Origin of the sequence: Nonomuraea sp. GTA35 (assembly GCF_041950525.1) — a bacterium.
Classification (GTDB): Bacteria; Actinomycetota; Actinomycetes; order Streptosporangiales; family Streptosporangiaceae; genus Nonomuraea.
The window spans coordinates 66,590-82,418 of the sequence record NZ_JBGNUV010000007.1; the positions used below are offsets into that span (position 1 = coordinate 66,590).

Annotated in this window: 16 protein-coding genes; 4 read left to right on the top strand and 12 right to left on the bottom strand. The window is 65.4% G+C overall.

All coding sequences use genetic code 11. The features are described 5' to 3' along the window. Positions 1-2: 2 nt before the first annotated feature. A complete protein-coding gene (locus ACBJ32_RS29700) occupies positions 3-305 on the top strand; it encodes a YrhB domain-containing protein (RefSeq protein WP_375129482.1) in 303 nt (100 codons plus the stop codon). Positions 306-443: 138 nt separating this feature from the next. Here the strand turns inward: ACBJ32_RS29700 and ACBJ32_RS29705 are convergent, their stop codons facing one another. The 10 genes from ACBJ32_RS29705 to eccD form a co-directional block, all read right to left on the bottom strand. Further along, entirely contained in the window at positions 444-1,772 is a 1,329-nt protein-coding gene (locus tag ACBJ32_RS29705) for a WXG100 family type VII secretion target (RefSeq protein ID WP_375129483.1), read from the bottom strand. A 4-nt stretch (positions 1,773-1,776) separates the two neighbouring features. Next, a complete protein-coding gene (locus tag ACBJ32_RS29710) occupies positions 1,777-2,190 on the bottom strand; it encodes a hypothetical protein (RefSeq protein ID WP_375129484.1) in 414 nt (137 codons plus the stop codon). A gap of 107 nt (positions 2,191-2,297) precedes the next feature. Beyond that, positions 2,298-3,164, bottom strand: coding sequence for a WXG100 family type VII secretion target (locus tag ACBJ32_RS29715; RefSeq protein WP_375129485.1), 867 nt, complete (start codon positions 3,162-3,164; stop codon positions 2,298-2,300). Between the two features lie 3 nt (positions 3,165-3,167). After that, positions 3,168-4,325, bottom strand: coding sequence for a hypothetical protein (locus tag ACBJ32_RS29720; RefSeq protein WP_375129486.1), 1,158 nt, complete (start codon positions 4,323-4,325; stop codon positions 3,168-3,170). After that, the gene (locus ACBJ32_RS29725) at positions 4,322-5,728 is read right to left on the bottom strand and encodes a hypothetical protein (RefSeq protein WP_375129487.1); all 1,407 of its coding nucleotides are present in this window, start codon (positions 5,726-5,728) and stop codon (positions 4,322-4,324) included. Before ACBJ32_RS29725 ends, ACBJ32_RS29720 begins: the two co-directional genes overlap by 4 nt. Next, positions 5,725-6,105, bottom strand: coding sequence for a hypothetical protein (locus ACBJ32_RS29730; RefSeq protein WP_375129488.1), 381 nt, complete (start codon positions 6,103-6,105; stop codon positions 5,725-5,727). The genes ACBJ32_RS29725 and ACBJ32_RS29730 overlap by 4 nt, the downstream gene beginning before the upstream one ends. A gap of 77 nt (positions 6,106-6,182) precedes the next feature. Continuing rightward, positions 6,183-6,488 (bottom strand): WXG100 family type VII secretion target, encoded by a 306-nt coding sequence (locus ACBJ32_RS29735; RefSeq protein WP_375129489.1) that lies wholly within the window; start codon positions 6,486-6,488, stop codon positions 6,183-6,185. A gap of 25 nt (positions 6,489-6,513) precedes the next feature. Further along, complete coding sequence (locus tag ACBJ32_RS29740; RefSeq protein ID WP_375129490.1) at positions 6,514-6,858, bottom strand: WXG100 family type VII secretion target; 345 nt, start codon at positions 6,856-6,858, stop codon at positions 6,514-6,516. A gap of 266 nt (positions 6,859-7,124) precedes the next feature. Further along, complete coding sequence (locus ACBJ32_RS29745) at positions 7,125-7,571, bottom strand: YbaB/EbfC family nucleoid-associated protein (RefSeq protein ID WP_375129491.1); 447 nt, start codon at positions 7,569-7,571, stop codon at positions 7,125-7,127. A 37-nt stretch (positions 7,572-7,608) separates the two neighbouring features. Continuing rightward, complete coding sequence (gene eccD, locus ACBJ32_RS29750) at positions 7,609-9,087, bottom strand: type VII secretion integral membrane protein EccD (RefSeq protein ID WP_375129858.1); 1,479 nt, start codon at positions 9,085-9,087, stop codon at positions 7,609-7,611. 145 nt (positions 9,088-9,232) lie between these two features. On the opposite strand from eccD, the gene eccCa reads away from it, so the two are divergent. The 3 genes from eccCa to ACBJ32_RS29765 are packed head-to-tail and all read left to right on the top strand — an operon-like array spanning position 9,233 to position 14,620. Beyond that, positions 9,233-13,150 (top strand): type VII secretion protein EccCa, encoded by a 3,918-nt coding sequence (eccCa, locus tag ACBJ32_RS29755; RefSeq protein WP_375129492.1) that lies wholly within the window; start codon positions 9,233-9,235, stop codon positions 13,148-13,150. 10 nt (positions 13,151-13,160) lie between these two features. Beyond that, positions 13,161-13,475, top strand: a complete 315-nt coding sequence (locus tag ACBJ32_RS29760; protein WP_357865147.1) for a hypothetical protein — start codon at positions 13,161-13,163, stop codon at positions 13,473-13,475. Then, complete coding sequence (locus ACBJ32_RS29765) at positions 13,472-14,620, top strand: transglycosylase SLT domain-containing protein (protein WP_375129493.1); 1,149 nt, start codon at positions 13,472-13,474, stop codon at positions 14,618-14,620. The genes ACBJ32_RS29760 and ACBJ32_RS29765 overlap by 4 nt, the downstream gene beginning before the upstream one ends. Positions 14,621-14,689: 69 nt before the next feature. On the opposite strand, the gene ACBJ32_RS29770 is transcribed toward ACBJ32_RS29765, so the two are convergent. Continuing rightward, on the bottom strand, positions 14,690-15,415 hold the full coding sequence (locus ACBJ32_RS29770; protein WP_375129494.1) for a WXG100 family type VII secretion target: 726 nt from the start codon (positions 15,413-15,415) through the stop codon (positions 14,690-14,692). Next, positions 15,415-15,735, bottom strand: a complete 321-nt coding sequence (locus tag ACBJ32_RS29775; RefSeq protein WP_357896119.1) for a hypothetical protein — start codon at positions 15,733-15,735, stop codon at positions 15,415-15,417. The genes ACBJ32_RS29770 and ACBJ32_RS29775 overlap by 1 nt, the downstream gene beginning before the upstream one ends. Positions 15,736-15,829 lie beyond the last annotated feature (94 nt).

Sequence of the window (15,829 nt, forward strand, 5' to 3'; positions counted from 1 at the left end):
AAATGATCCACAAAGACGAAGCCGAACGAATCGCCCGCGAGTTCGTCGGCGAACTGCTGCCCGGCGACGGCGAGAAGGCGATCGTCATTAATACCGCCGGAACGATCGAGAAGCCGTACGGATGGCTGTTCGTCTTCACCACCCCCGCATATCTACGCACCGGTGACGCGGCAGACGTTCTGATGGGGGTCGGCCCGCTGCTGGTTCTACGGGAAAGCGGCCGTACCATCGATTTCGCCTCTTATCATTCGCGGGAATCCGCGCTGGAGGCATACGAGAAGCAGTTCATCGACGAAGACGGATGAGCCGAGTACACACCTGCGCGCGCCGCAGCGCGGATGCCGGACCTGCCCAGCAGATCTCTGATGCAGGCGCACTCACGGAGCAACCGCGGTGCGCCGCAAAGGCGCGCCCAGCCGCAGCGGTGCGGCACCCTTCTCCGATCAACCGATCTTGTCGGAGACGGTACCATCCGTGTCGGCGCCCCAGACGTCGTCATCCTCGTGGAGCCAGGTGCTGTTCTCCTTGTCCTTCGGCTCGTTCGCGCCCGCTCCTGCTCCGGCTCCGGCCATCGGCAGGAACGGCATGCCGGCGGCAGAGGCAGACCTGGCGTTGCGCCCAAGGCCGGCCGGGCCGGCCATGAGGTTGCCGCCCATGCCCGTCCCCGGCCCGGTACCGACACCCGTGTGAGAGTTGGGCAAGCTGCCGTTCGGCAATGAGGTGATGGCATTCGGATCCCAGGTCACCGGGCGTTGGTAGTCCTGCAAATTGGTGCGCGAGTCCGAAGGGTCTTGGCCTGCCATATCCGGAATTCGGGGGTTTTCAACAACTAAATTCGGATTGGTGACATTAGGGCCCGCAGAGACCGACTTGCTGCCGTTCGTTCCATCGTTGTTCAGGGGGGCACCAACGGGGTACGTGCCGTCAGGATAGCGGCCGTCAGCGCCGACGCCGCCGTCCACGCCGCCGTCCTCGGAGCCGCGATCGGGGAACGCGCCATCAGGGTCGAACGCGCCAGGTGCATCGATGCCGCCATCGGGAGGGCCGGCAGGCCCGCCGTCGATCGTCGGAGTCACGCCGCCGACGTCGATTCCCGGGCCCTTCAGTTCGCCACCCGGTGGACGGAGGACCGCTGGGTCGACGTGGTACTCGTGGGGATCATCATCCAGCTCGATCTTGGGTGGCGTGTATTGCGGGTCCTTGATATCGGGAAGCGCTTTGTAGACGTAGGTCGGGAACTGCTCATAGGCTTTGGCGAGATCGTTGTTCAGCAGGCGAAGATGCTGACCCGCCAGTTCGTCCTGAGAGCCGTACTCCCACCCCTTGTCCATGGTCTTGTACCATCCGGGGATGCTGTCGTTGTAAGTGTAGGAGTTATTACTCCATGCCGACGAGTTGCTCTGGACGAACTCCTGATGATCGAGCAACCGCTCGCCCAGAGGTATGAGCGGGGTGCCGAACGCCCGGGCCTTCTGCGCGAGCTCACGAATGGTGGCGTGCAAGGTGCGAAGCGCCTGCTGCGCAGTGACCGATGCCGGCCCCTCCCACACCTTCGCCATCTCTACAGCGGCGGACCGCACCACTTCGTTGAACTTCTCGAGTTTTGTGGCGGCGTCCACGTAGGCGGCGCCGGCCTTGCTGACACTCGCTGGGTCGATTCGCAGCAGGAACCTGTCCTTGACCTCGGCGACGCTTCTGCCGTCGTCGTCCACGGAGAACGCGACCGGCCCGTAGGGGCGGATGATGTGCGGCTTGCTCAGCTCCTCAGCCATCGTGTCAGCTCTCGTTCACCATGTTCGTGACCGTGTAGGTGCCCGCGCCTTCTAAGATCAGCTTCAGCGCGACCTCAAGCTTGCCGTTGACCTGCGCGTAAACATCGAGGATCTCGATGTGCCCCGCCTTGAGCGCCTCAGCGAACGCCCTGCCGCCTGGCCAGTTCTCCACCTGCACAAGCTCCTTGATGAACATCGAAAGATCGGTATGGATCTGGAGGTCGATTAGCGAACCGTGTGGCGCGGCGCTGGTACTCCTTGTTCCGTTCGGGCTGAAGCCTGTCAGCTCCGACATTGCTTCCTCCAGGTCCGCGGCAATCTTCCGCAGCGTGTCACCGCTGTACGTCACGGCGTCTCGCTCGGCTACGAGCCCCGGCCAGTTCGGGTCCAGCTGCCAGTCACTGTCCAACTGCGCCACAACTTCCTCCAAGCTTGCAGTGGATCGATGATCGAGGGGACACACGCGCCTGCCGTCCAGAAGCTCGGCCAGTCGCTGCCGTCATCTCGCGGTTCGGAGCGCCCGTCTCAGAGCTGGTCGAGGCCGCCGTTCAGCGCCGCATCATCCGCTAGCGGAATGAAGCCGGCCTGCTGGTCGTACTTGAGCCCCGCGCCGGTGAATTCCGGCAGGCCGCCAGATTTCAAGGAGCTGAGTTCGGTCGGGATGGCCGACACCCGGGGGAACAGCTTCCCGGTGGTCTCGGACCTTTGGATGGCCAGGTGCATGAGGTAGCCGAGGGCGGCGACTGTGACACCTTGTTTGAGCAGTATCTGCCTTCCCGCGTTGACCGTGGTCGTCCCGACTTTATGGTCGACCACGGAGGCGAGCGGGAAGTAGCGGTTGATGGCGAGCATGGCCAGCGCGAACGTCAGCATCCCTCCGGCAATGACCATGAATGCTTTCGCCCCCATGTAGTACAGTCTCGCACTCTGATCGACCGCCTCACCCGTAGCATTTCGTGTGGATTCGAGCGATTTGACAGATTCCATGAATGTGTCGTAGGCCTCATCGAATTTCGCGCGGGCCGCACCTTCCCACTTGCCCTGCCTCTCGAGCTCAGCCTTCAACATGGCAAGGTCATCTTGAAGTTGGTGGAGTTCGTGCGTCGATCCGCCGGCATCAAGAGTGCGCCAGGTGTGACCGGACGAGGACATCCCGCCCGGGTTAGAGGTCATGACACCGATCATCAAGACCACATAGTTAGCCCATGGCCTTTTGATGATGAGCGCGGCGCTACCTGCGGTGGCCGCTGCGGCCCCGTAAAGCCATTTGCCGTTCTCGTAGGTGAACAGAGAACTGACGGCTCCCTTGGCCTTGTCGTAGCCGCCTGTAACCGCTGAGCCGACCGCTGCCGCTGGATGCGCACTCAAGGGATCGGCGCCCGCGTGGCCCATATCTCACTCCTTGCCGATGACTTCGGGGGCGATGTCCTCGTCGTCGTCCCACACGCCTTCTTCCTCCGACAACAACGCGGCTTGCTCCCGGTCGCGCTCGTCGGCTCCGTTTCCCGCACCGCTCATGGGCATCATGGGCATCATCGGCATTCCGCTGCCCATGCCGCCAGGATGAGCGGGACCAGGCGCTCTTACACCGCTGGTCGAGACCACACCGTTGCCCGTCGGCGAACCGAGAGGGACGCCCGTTCGGGTACTCACGTCTGGCGAGTCAGGGCTCGGCACCCCGTTGAGTTGTGGGGTACTGGGGTTGAACGAGGAAAGGTCGGTGGTGTTCCGATTCGGGTTGAGAACGGAATCGATGTCGGGGACCTTCATGTTGGGGTTGGCAACGCCGGGCAGGTTGTTTCCGGGCATGTCTGTCTTCGGTAGGTCGACATGAGGTGGGTCCGTGCCCGGCATGTCTGTCTTCGGCAGATCGGTCCCCATCGGATCCGTGTCGGGCAGCTGGGTCTCCGGCAGGGTCGTCTTCGGCACACCGGGCTGGTCCACACTCGCAGGGCCGCCAGTACCCGGACCCTCAATGCCTGGACCTTCAACGCCTGGACCTTCGATGCCCGGACCGGTGATGCCCGGACCGGTGATGCCCGGACCGGTGATGCCCGGACCGGTGATGCCCGGACCGGTGATGCCCGGACCGGTGATGCCCGGACCGGTGATGCCCGGACCGTCAGTGGGGGGGTCCTCGGCCGCCTTGTAGTTGGCGGCGGCATCCTTCAGTGCGCTCTTCCAGCTTTCCAGCGCTTCTCGGCCTCGTACCAGGGCTGAGGACTGGGCTTCGATCGCCTTGTCATGGGCTGTGGCGACTCCCATGCCGATCACGCCGAAGCTCGGGAACGGGACACCCATCTCACTGGCCTTGCCTTGCAAGCTGCCAAAGAGCCCGGTCGAGCCGTCGATCCGACCACTGACCGCCTCGAGTCCACCCTCCTTGAATGACAGACCGGAGGAAGGGGGCGAGATCTGGGGGGTTACCGGCATGTTGCTGTAGACCGGAAAAACCTGCTGACCTGCAGCCATCGCCTGCTGCTGGCCAGTGCCCGCGGCCTGCTGCTGGCCGGTGGCCGCCCCCGGCTGCTGACTGGGCTGTTGATCGCTCATCCGATGACCGGCTCCGTCACCTCATGGCCGCTGTTCCAGGCCGATCTGTCCTCCGCCAGGTACGTGTTGCGATCCAGATCGCCGCCGGAGTCTCCCGCCGCGGCGCCGCCTCCCATCATCGGCAGGAACGGCATGCTGGACGCGCCCACCGTGCTCCCTGCACGAACCGTCACGGGGCCCGCGCCGGATGCGGGCGAGGCGTTCGGAGACTCGATCACTGATGGGACACCGGGGGGTGCCACCGTCGGGAGTGGAGTCGCGGTCGGGGGAACCGCATGCCCGGGAGTGCCGCCGATCGTGGCCGGAGCCGTGGGCGTCACGGGCTCGTAGGCCGAGGCTTCCGTCCGGGCCGGGTCCGTCTGAGGTGCGGCGTCGTCGAGACTGGTCGTGGCCTGGGCACCGATCACCGGTGGCGCGGCCTCGGTGTCCGCGCGCTCGCTGGTCGCCTGCCCCGGACTACCAGGCTGCCCTCGATCATCAGGCTGTCCTTGATCGCCGGATCGTTCCTGGCCGCTGGAACGGTCTTGACCGACGGACGGTCCGTGTTCACCCGAATCATCCTCATTGACGGGCCGGTCCTGGCTGGGTGCGCCTCCCGCTTGAGTCACCGGCGTGGTGTTGCCTTCGTGACCCGGCCGGTCATCGTCCTGCTCGCCGACGATGACGCCCTTGCCCGTCCCAGGCGAGCTGCCGACGCTTGCGCTGCCGGTCTCGTCCTGGCCGACATCACCGGTGCCGGAGGAGGGGCCTGCGGTGCCGCTTCGACTCCGGTATTCGACTGTCATCGATGCACCTGCCGCCGCCGGGATCGTCACAGCCGGCAGTTCGTAGGTGATGTCGAATGGGACGGAGACGAGGTGCAGGTCGCGGATCTTCTCGTTGAGCCTCTTCAGCGCCTCCTGCGCCTTGCCGTTCTCCACCTCTGCGATGGCGATCGACTCGATGCCGACCAGATCGACCCGGTAGAGGCGCATATGGCGGTTGACGATCTCTTGGACCTTCGCGTCGTTCTTGTCCACCATGATGCCGTCGACCTCGGCGATGGCCACGGGGATGTAACCCGCATAGGTCTCCAGGCTGCGCCCCATCTGCGCGAGTTTCTGCCCGAGTTCGCGACCGGTCGCGTACATGAGCTCGAGCGCGACGCGGGCCTTGTCGGCGTCCGGGCCTTGCCAGATGGTGAGGATCTTGCTGGCATGATCCTCGATTCCGACGACTGCGTCGATGACCGCCTCAGCCGTGCTGAGGTAGGCGGATCCCGCCCCCTTGATAAGTTCCTGCTGGGACGTCCCCAGCAGCCGGCGTATCTCAGCCTTCGGATGGTTCTCCGTCTGGCCGGTCGGCACCTGGTCACCCCAGATGGTCAGCGTCTCGCGTTTCGTCCCGCTGTCAGCCATGATCAAGTGCTCTCGTTTCGCGCATCAGCCTCGGCGTGGTTGCCGGCACTGGCTTCGATGGCCGCGATGACGTTCTTGTACGCCTTGACGAACTCGGCGTGGACCTGCGCAAGCTTTTGTCCTGCGCTGTCCTGACCCGCGGTCGCACCGAAGATCTTGGCGTCCGTCCACTCCCCGAACTGCGAGGAGCCGATCTGGACGTCGGCCATCGTGGGCCCCTCGATGCCCGCCTTCTCCAGGGACTGCAGCTTCTGCAACATGACCCTGGCTACCGATCGCATGGTCGAGGGCTCGTGAACCCTCTCGTCGCTCTTGAACTTTTCGGCCGTGTGCGGATCGATGTGGAGTGGATCGATGCCCGCATCACGATCCGGCTTGCCCATCACTCACCCCTGTGGAAGCGAGATCTCGGTCACCGCGTCACCGCGGTGACCGAGGAAGAAATCGCGGACGACTGTGGTCAGTCCGTCCAGATGGCGATGTTGCGCCGCTCTGCGGTCTCGTAGTTGCCTCGGGCGATGTTGACGGAGGTGGCCGCCTGGAACAGCTGTCTGCCCATCGCCTGTTCGTGGGCGTTCCACTGGTCCTTCTTGGCGTTGAAGAACTGCTCCGCCGCCCCCTCCCAGCTGGCCCCGAGCTCCTTCTTGATGTCGGCGAACAGATCGTCTGTGGCCTTGTCGAGCTCGGTCACAATCTTCTTGAGCTCCTCGTACGCATGATCCATGCTGCCGAACTTGACGAATGTGTGATCATCGGGGACGGTCACTGCGTTCTCCGTTGCGTCGGGTCGGCTAGTTGCTGTTGATCACTGAGTCGATCCGGCCAGAGAAGCCGTCTCTGGTCAGGGATCCGGACAGCTCCATGTTCTGGTCGGCGGCGTTCCGGTAGACGCCGGCGCCGATGTTGAGGCGGTCATGGATGTCTTCGAGGATTCTGATCACCGCTTTGAACTCGACGTCCCACTGGTCGAGCGCATGGCTGAACTTCTGGGCCGCGCCGCCCCGCCAGCCCTGGGTGGTCAGATCGCCTTTGATCGCCTGAACCCGTTGACGCATGCCTTCGATGTACTGCGCGGTGTCCTGGCAGTACCCCGCGGCGTTGGTCAACTGCGTCGGGCTTGCTCCGTACAGTGACACTGGACCTCCAAGCGGACATGGCTTGTTTCATGCGGCGGCGGTCAACCGGTCGACGTGAAATGGTTGGGCTCCCCCGCGAATCAACATCAGTCGCATGTTAATCACCAAATGCCCCGCTGATCACTTTTTCTGAATGGGCCCGGCATATCCTGCGCCCGTCGCCAACAGAGCCTGCGCTGTGCGCCAACTTTCGGAACATTCGCCGGCGCTCCGCTCCCTTCAAGGGAGCGGGGCGCCGGCAAATGTCGAGCAGTTCGCGAACGGACTCAGAGCTGCAATTGCTGCCGGATGCGATTGAGCTCGCCCATCACGTCCTCATGTGTCCGGTTGTAGGCAGCCTCAGCGGCTTTGATCTGCTTCAGGGCCGTATCCGGGTCGTTGACGTACTTCATGGGGCTGTTCTCGGAGTCGCCGAAGGCTGCGCCCAGCCCCTCCTGAATCTGTTTCTGTAGGTCGCGGGCCGCCTCGTTCACGGCTGCCTTGATGAGCCCGGCGAGCTCCACAGAGGCCATGCGCATGGCCTTGGGGTGTAGGTGCAGCTCCTCGACTCCCAGCTGGCTGCACTCGACGACCACCAGCCCGTTCTCGTCCTGTCCCCGGCCGACGTAGGAGTCCAGGTCCTTCTGCAGCTGTTCCATGCGTACGAGTTGTTCGCCGGCGTCCCTGAGCAGCTTGTCGATGTCGATGTTCGCGAAATCTCCGAATTCCTGCACAGCTCTCACTCCTCAGCCGAATCGGGCAAGCAACGTATCAACCCGAAAGCCCGCGCATCCAGGTGTAGATTTCGAGCACTCCGGCCGCGAGTGGGAACAAGTCGACGATCAGCAATACGTCCAGGATGTCGCCGGCCCTGCCCCAGAACGGCGATGATTTGCCTGCGGCCAGGCTTCTGCCGATGCCCACCATGAGCAGGGACGTCCACAGCACACAGATCGCCACGGCGAGCGCGCCGACGATCCCTCCCTTGGAGCCGAAGGCGAACGCCAGCATCGCCAGCCCCGCCATGCCGGAGCCCGCCAGCCAGGTCCGCTGGCCACGGCCGGAGAAGACGCGGGCGCGCATGACGAGCGTCAGCGAGAGCATGAAGGCCATGATGTAAGCGATCAGCCCGTCGTGCAGCACCAGAAGTGCCTGGGCCGCCAGCGCGGCGAGCGCGACGGCGGCGATGAGCCCGGTGGCGTAGCGCTGCGCGATCACCGTGCGCTCCTGGATCGCCACCGCGTCGAGCCGCTGGTTGTCGGCGCGCAACTCTTCGGCCGTGGTGGGCATGGCCGGCAGCGGCACCCCGGCAAGCCGAAACGACAGTGCCGGCACCAGCGGGGTGAGGGCCAGCAACACGGCGATTGCCGCGGCCGCCACCCCGGCAGGTGCGGCTCCTGTCACCATGACCACGGCCGCGCCAATCGCACCGCACGACGCGGCTATGGACGTGCCGAGAAAGCCGGACAGCCCGTACGCGATCATCATCCCCGCGACGGCCGCGACGAGCGCCGTGCAGGCGAGCGCGGCGAGCAGATGTGGGGCGCCGATCCCGGCGAGGCTCCCGTTGCCGGCGGGAACGAACAGCCCCGCCAGAAAGCCGTACGGCAGGGCCGCATGGCCGAGCAGCGCGCCGGCGGTGGCGTCGCCCAGGGCGCGCGCCATCACGGTACCCGCGATGACCAGCAGCAACGCGAGCACGGCGAAGACCGTCGTACCGATCAGCGGAGGCAGGCCCGCCATGGCAAGCCCGGCGGCGCCGAGGATGAGCACGCCCGCGGCGCCGGCTGCGGCGAGCGTGCTGGTGTGTGCCGGGGTCCACTTGCCCGTCCCCGTGTGTACCCCTGTGGCGACGACGTCGGCCACGTCATCGAAAATCGCGGGCGGCAGGATCGACTCGCGCGGGCGAAGGTAGAGGACCTCGGCGTCGAGCACGCCGAGGGTGCTGAGGCTCTGTTCCAGGTCGAGCGGAGCACCGCCAAGCCGCTGCAGCACCCATCCCGGTGATGAAGCGGCATCCCCGCCCACTTCACCCAGCATGCGCAGCAACCCTGGCAGGACATGCGGCAGCGGTATGTCGGCCGGCAGCGTCAGATCGACTTTTCGGCTGGGCCCCACGATCGTGACATTGCACAGCACCGGCAGCGGGAGCGGCATCTGTGCGAGTGCGCCCTGCTGGATCGGCCCTAAGTGTGTCGGTGAGGAGTTCTTCAGGCCTTCTGCCGGAGGCAGAGGCGGCTGCTGAACCATCGATTCCACGGTCCACTCCGTCTCATGAAGATCACGGACAACCCGGAAGATAGCGGGTCGCTTCTGATAAGAACGTCGCGTGAGCAAAGTGGTTGTCCGGCGCCCCGAGCGCCGTCCCGGCCCCACGCCACCTCGCGGAGAAGTGATGCTCGAGTCTCCGCCGGAGATTCCCGAGGTCCAGGGCCAAGGCTTCATGTTAGTACTGACGTACCTGCCCATGGTGGCAGGGGCTGCGGCGATGGCGCTCATGTTCACCACGGGCGGCAACTCCAACCCGATCATGTACGTGGCGAGCGGCCTGTTCGCCGTCTCCATGGTCGGCATGACCATCAGCCAGATGGGCCGCCAGGCCGGCGAGCGCAAATACCGGCTGAACGGCGCTCGCCGCGACTACTTCCGCTATCTCGGTCAGGTCCGGAGAAGGGCCCAACGCGCGGCCAAGCAGCAGCGCGAAGCCCTGGAATGGAGCGGCCCTGAGCCGGATTCGCTGTGGTGGATCGCGATGGGCCCCCGCTTGTGGGAGCGCCGTCCTCGCGACGAGGACTTCGGCACGATCCGGCTCGGCACCGGCGTGCAGAAGCTGGCGATCCAGCTTTTTCCTCCGGATTCCAAACCCGTGGAGGACCTGGACGCGCTGTCGGCCGGTGCGCTGCGGAGATTCATGCGCGCCCACTCGACCGTCTCCCGGCTTCCGGTGTCGGTCGCGCTCGCTTCCTTCGCCCGGATCCGGCTCACCGGCGACCTCACGGCGATCCGCGATCTCGTACGTGCCATGATCGCCCAGCTCACCGCTTTCCACTCCCCCGACGACATGCGGATCATGATCTGTGCCAGCGAGGAACGCATGCCACACTGGGAGTGGGCCAAGTGGCTCCCGCACGCCCTGCACCCTGACGCCTTGGACGCGTCCGGGAACGTCCGCCTGATGGCCGACAATCTCGGCGAACTGGACCAGCTCGTCGGCAGTGAGCTCAGGGAACGGCCGAGGTTCCAGCCCGGCTCGCCCGCGGACTCGCTGCCGTATCATGTGGTGATCGTGGACGGCGGGCACATGCCGCACGACTCGCAGCTCGGCAGCGACGCCATTCAGGGCGTGACCGTCATCGATCTGACCGACACCACCGGCGCGGTGGAGGAGAGCAACACGCTGCGGCTGGACCTCCAGGAGGACAGCCTCTACATGGTCAAGCTCGACCACGCCGGCAAGGAGCGCAAGACTCGGCTCGGCACGCCGGACAAGCTCGCATTCGTCTGGATGGAAGGGCTGGCGAGGCAGTTGTCTCCGCTCCGGGCCTCTTCCACGAGCGGCGGCGACGGCGAGGACGTGTTGGCGATCAACACGACGCTCACCGACCTGCTGGGCATCAGCGACCCCCGCAGGGTGGACCCGAACGTCACCTGGCGGCCTCGGGCCGGCCGCAACAGGCTTCGCGTGCCCATCGGACTCGGCGCGGACGGCCGCATGGTCGAGCTCGACATCAAGGAGTCGGCGCAGGGCGGCATGGGTCCGCACGGCCTGCTGATCGGAGCCACCGGCTCCGGCAAGTCAGAGTTGCTTCGCACGCTGGTGCTCGGGCTGGCCGTCACGCACTCCTCGGAGATCCTCAACTTCGTCCTGGTCGACTTCAAGGGCGGTGCGACCTTCCTCGGCCTGGAGTCCCTTCCGCATGTCTCGGCTGTCATCACCAATCTGGAGGACGAGCTTCCGCTGGTCGACCGCATGCACGACGCGCTGCACGGCGAGATGGTGCGCAGGCAGGAGCTCCTGCGGTCGGCGGGCAACTACGCCTCGTTGCGCGACTACGAGCGTGCCCGGGAGCAGGGCGCCGACCTGCTGCCGCTGCCCACGCTCTTCGTCGTGCTGGACGAGTTCAGCGAGTTGCTATCGAGCAAGCCCGAGTTCATCGACCTGTTCGTGATGATCGGCCGGCTCGGCCGTTCGCTCGGTGTGCATTTGTTGCTTGCCTCCCAGCGTCTCGACGAGAGCAGACTGCGGGGGCTCGACACGCATCTGTCGTACCGGATCGGCCTGCGTACGTTCTCGGCCATGGAGAGCCGGGCGGTGCTGGGCGTGGCAGACGCCTACGAGCTGCCCTCTACACCGGGCAACGGCTATCTCAAGTTCGAGACCACGAGCATGATCAGGTTCAAGGCGGCGTACGTCTCCGGCGCCTATCAGCCGGACGCCAGGCAGCTGGCGGACGATGGTCAGCCGGCAGCGCGGGAGATCGTCGTGTTCCGGCCGGACCCCACACCGTTGCCCGTTGCCGAGAAGCCCCAGCCGCAGGCGCCGGCAGAGGCGGAGGAGAGCGGGTCGCAGGCCAGCCTGCTCGACATCATGGTCAGCCGGTTGGAAGGACGCGGCCCGGCCGCGCACCGCATCTGGCTGCCGCCGTTGGGAGAGCCTCCTACCCTGGCGCACCTGCTGCCGCCGTTGACGTCGACCCCGGAGCTCGGGCTGTCGATACCGGGCTGGGACGGCAGAGGGCGGTTGCATGCCGTCATCGGCGTCGTCGACAAGCCCTTCGAGCAGCGCCGTGATCCGTACTGGGTCAACCTGTCCGGCGCGGCCGGCCATGTCGGCATCGCGGGCGGCACCCAGAGCGGGAAGAGCACCGTACTGCGCACGCTGATCACCAGCATGGCGCTCCTGCACACTCCCCAGGAGGTGCAGTTCTACTGCCTGGACTTCGGTGGCGGCACGCTGTCGGCGCTGGAGGGTCTTCCACACGTGGGCGGGGTGGCCAACCGGCAGAACGCCGAGAGGGTCCGCCGCACGATCGCCGAGATCTCGACGATCCTGCAGCAGCGGGAGCGGGACTTCACCGGACGCGGCGTGGACTCGATCGCGACCTACCGCCGGCGGGTCGCGGACGGCAGCATCGAGGGCGACGGCTGGGGCGATGTGTTCTTGGTGGTGGACGGGTGGCTGACCATCCGGCAGGAGCACGAGAGCCTGGAACAGGTGATCACCGATCTGGCGGCGCGTGGGCTCGGCTACGGCATCCATGTCATGGCGGCCACGAACAAGTGGTCGGAGTTCCGGCCGGGCATCCGCGACCTGTTCGGCACCAGGATCGAGCTCAAGCTCGGCGACGCCTACGAGTCCGAGGTGAGTCGCAACGCGTCGCTGGCGGTACCCGAAAGCACGCCGGGACGCGGGCTCACCAGGGACGGCAAGCACTTCCTGTCGGCCCTGCCCCGCATCGACGGGCATCGCAAGGCCGACGATCTCGCCGACGGGCTCGGCTCGCTCGTGGAGGCTGTCAGAAGCTCGTGGCAGGGCCCGGTCGCTCCGCCTGTACGCCTCCTGCCGTCGCTGCTGCCCGCCGCCACCTTGCCGGGCCCCGAGCAGACCGGCAAGAACCGCATCTCGATCGGCATCGACGAGGCGACGCTCTCTCCGGTCGCGCTCGACTTCGAGACCGATCCGCACTTCATCGTCTTCGGCGACACCGGGTGCGGCAAGTCGAACATGCTGAAGCTGATCATGGAGGGGATCGTCGCGCGCAAGACGCCTAAGGAAGCCAGGATGATCGTCCTGGACTACCGCCGGTCACTGCTGGACACCGCAGTGACCGACCACCGCATCGGCTACGCGGCATCGAGCACGGCAGCCGCCGAACTGGTGGAGGAGGTCCGTTTCGCCCTGCTCAAGCGCCTTCCGCCCGCCGACCTCACCCCTGAACAACTTCGTGCCCGCAGCTGGTGGACGGGCTCCGACCTCTATATCGTTGTGGACGACTACGACCTGGTGTCCACGGCCTCCAACAGCCCCTTGCAGGCGCTGGCGGAGTTGCTGCCCCAGGCGCGTGACATCGGACTGCACCTGATCCTGGCCCGCCAGATGGGCGGCGCCAACCGGGCCATGTACGACCATGCGGTGCAGCGGCTCAAGGAGATGGCGAGTCCAGCACTGATCATGTCGGGTGACCGGGAGGAGGGCGTGCTGTTCGGCAAGGTCCGCCCGCAGCAGCTCCCGCCTGGGCGCGGGTTCTTCGTGGATCGGAAGTCCGGAGACCGGCTGATCCAGACGGCATTCCTGGAACCGAGGGAAGGATAGTGCGATCTTGATGAGCACCGGAATCGTGGATGTCTCCTACAAGGCACTCGACGAGTGCAGAGTGCGGGTCCGCACGGCGGCCAACGAGTTCAAGCTCGACGACATCGTTGCTGACAGTAAGTCGAAGGTCCCTGACGAGCGGACGGACGCCACGCTCTTCGGCATGCTGAACAACGTCACCGAGCTAACCGGCAAGATGGACGCGGCCTGGGCCGCCATTCGTGCCGAGATCGATGCCGGACGGATCAAGCTGGAGAGCGTGGAGCGGGCGCTCAACGATGTGGAGACCAACCTCCGCACGGCCGCGACGGCTTCCGGCGCATGAACATCCTCACGCCAGTGGACATCTCCGACTTACCGCGGGGTGGGGAGCTGTCGGGTCTGCTCCAGAAGGTGACCGGTCGCCCCCAGGCCATCAGGGACATCGCCTCCGCCTGGCGAGCGTGCTCGTTCCGCGCAGCGGACATCACCTCCGCCCTCATCAGGTACGTCAACGACGTGGACCTAAAGTGGGAGGGGGACTCCGCGGACGCCTTCGACCGGCACATACGCCTCTATCCCAAGGCGGGCGAAGAGTTCAACGCGGCAGTGCGTGCCTGCGCGCAGACGCTCGACAACATCGCCAACACGATGGAGAGCGCTCATGCCAGCGTCGACGCGCTGTGCAAGGGGGCGATCACCAGCGCGACCGCGCACATCAAGGACTATATGGAGAAGAACGGCACCGACCAGACCACCGCGACGGTCGCGCTGGCGGGGAACGCCAGCATGACCAGCCTGATGAACACCAACATCGACCTGGCCAGAGGGCACGTCAAGACGGCAGAGGATGCGGTCGTGGCCGCCCGGGACACGCTGAGCCAGCATGTCAAGGCAGGCGGATCCGGACAGAGCACCAGTTTCGGCTTCTTCACCGGCATTCCGGATCCCGGCGGAGCCGACTTCGATCCAGGCGACAAGAAGGTTATCTGGACCAGGACACCAGTCGACCAGACGCAAGTCGCGAGTGGTGGCGGCGCGGGCGCAGGTGGCGGGACCTCACCCGGTGCGGGCACGCCCGCGCCCAAGGCCGAGGTCGTCGAGTGGATCAAGCAGGCGCTCACCATCATCCGCTCACCCGAGATGGCGGACACCATGCGAGAGCGCGGCATCGACGTCAGCGACCTGGACGCGAACGATCCCAAGGACGTCGAGCGCATCTGGACGATCATTTACCACGAATCCGGCGGCAATCCCAACGCCATCAACAACTGGGACATCAACGCCAAGAACGGCGTGCCCTCCCAGGGGCTGATGCAGACCATCCCGCCGACCTTCAACGCGCATTCCCTGCCCGGCCACGGCAAGATCTTGGACCCGGTGGACAACATCATCGCGGGAGTCCTGTACACCTACAGCCGTTACGGCAACCTTGGCGGCCACCCCGGCATCGCGTCCCTTGAACGAGGTGGCGGCTACCGGCCGTACTAGGCCCGAGGGGCAACGCCGGCTCGCCCCACCGCGATGGTGCGGTGGGGCGCAGTCGAGGTAGGCGATTGATCAGGCTTTCGTGTCAGGCGCCTTCCAATCGAAACCGTCGGCGCCTGGGGGCAGTTCCTCGGGCCTCGCCGGCGCCTGGAACGACGGAAAGCTGTTGGCATTGATGGCTGCTTGAGTGAAGTTGATCTTCCCTGGGCCTGAGGGCTCAACGTAGAGGAACTGGTGTCCCTTCTTCGCCATCGTGGCCATGATCTCTCCCGTGCCACGCATGCCGGACACCAGTGTGAGCGTGAAGACAGCGACGGCGCCGTTGGCTCCCGAGGCAATGAACTTCTCCAGCAACCCACCCCAAATCGCGGTGTGCGGCGAGCCCTGTAGCCTCTTTGCGAACATCAGCGCCGTCATCGTGGTCGTGGCCAAGCTGAGGATCTTGAGCCAGTAGCTGCGATATCCGGCGGCGACTTCGTCCATCATGCCGCCGATGTCGCCCAGCACCCCGCGCAGGACACCGATTTCCTGATGGAAGTGCACGACGACCCGCTCGAACTCCTGCTGGTCCAGTGCGATCCAGCCGTCCCGGGAGGTGGCGACCAGCTGTGGCAGAAGTTGCTTCACTCCGTCATCGAGGCGCCCGGCGATGCTGTGTTTCCAATTGGACGCCGCCTGGGCCATGCCTGGTTCGTTGGCGACGACGGTGCCTGCCATGATCACTGCCGGTGCCATCCACTTCGAGATCTTCCCCAGCGCCTTCAACTTCTCGATCGCGCGCTGACCGATGGAGGCCATCAGACGTATCGCACCTTGCTGGCGTTCTCCGCCGTGCGCCAGTTGCGTTCGGCCTGTGTCAGCGCCGCGCTCCAGCCGTCACATACGGCTTCGGCGGCACCGAGTTGTTTCTCCGCCCATTCGCGGACGCTTTCGTAGGTGCCTCCCAGGACAAGGTCACCCAGCAGGCCGAAGCCAGGTGAGGCCACGCTCGTGTTGTCGCAGAGGCTTTTCACGAAACCCAGGTTCGCTTTGAGCTCCTGCTCGACCCGCCCGCGCAGGTTGGCGATCGACGATGAGGTGACATGAATAGCGCGCCCATCGGCGGCAGCTGTACTCATGACGCAAATTTAACGCCCGAATGGGCATTTCTGCGGCCTTCTCATTGCAGCTTAATGATCAATTCTATGCGCGGACCACTAATGCTCGTTCTCA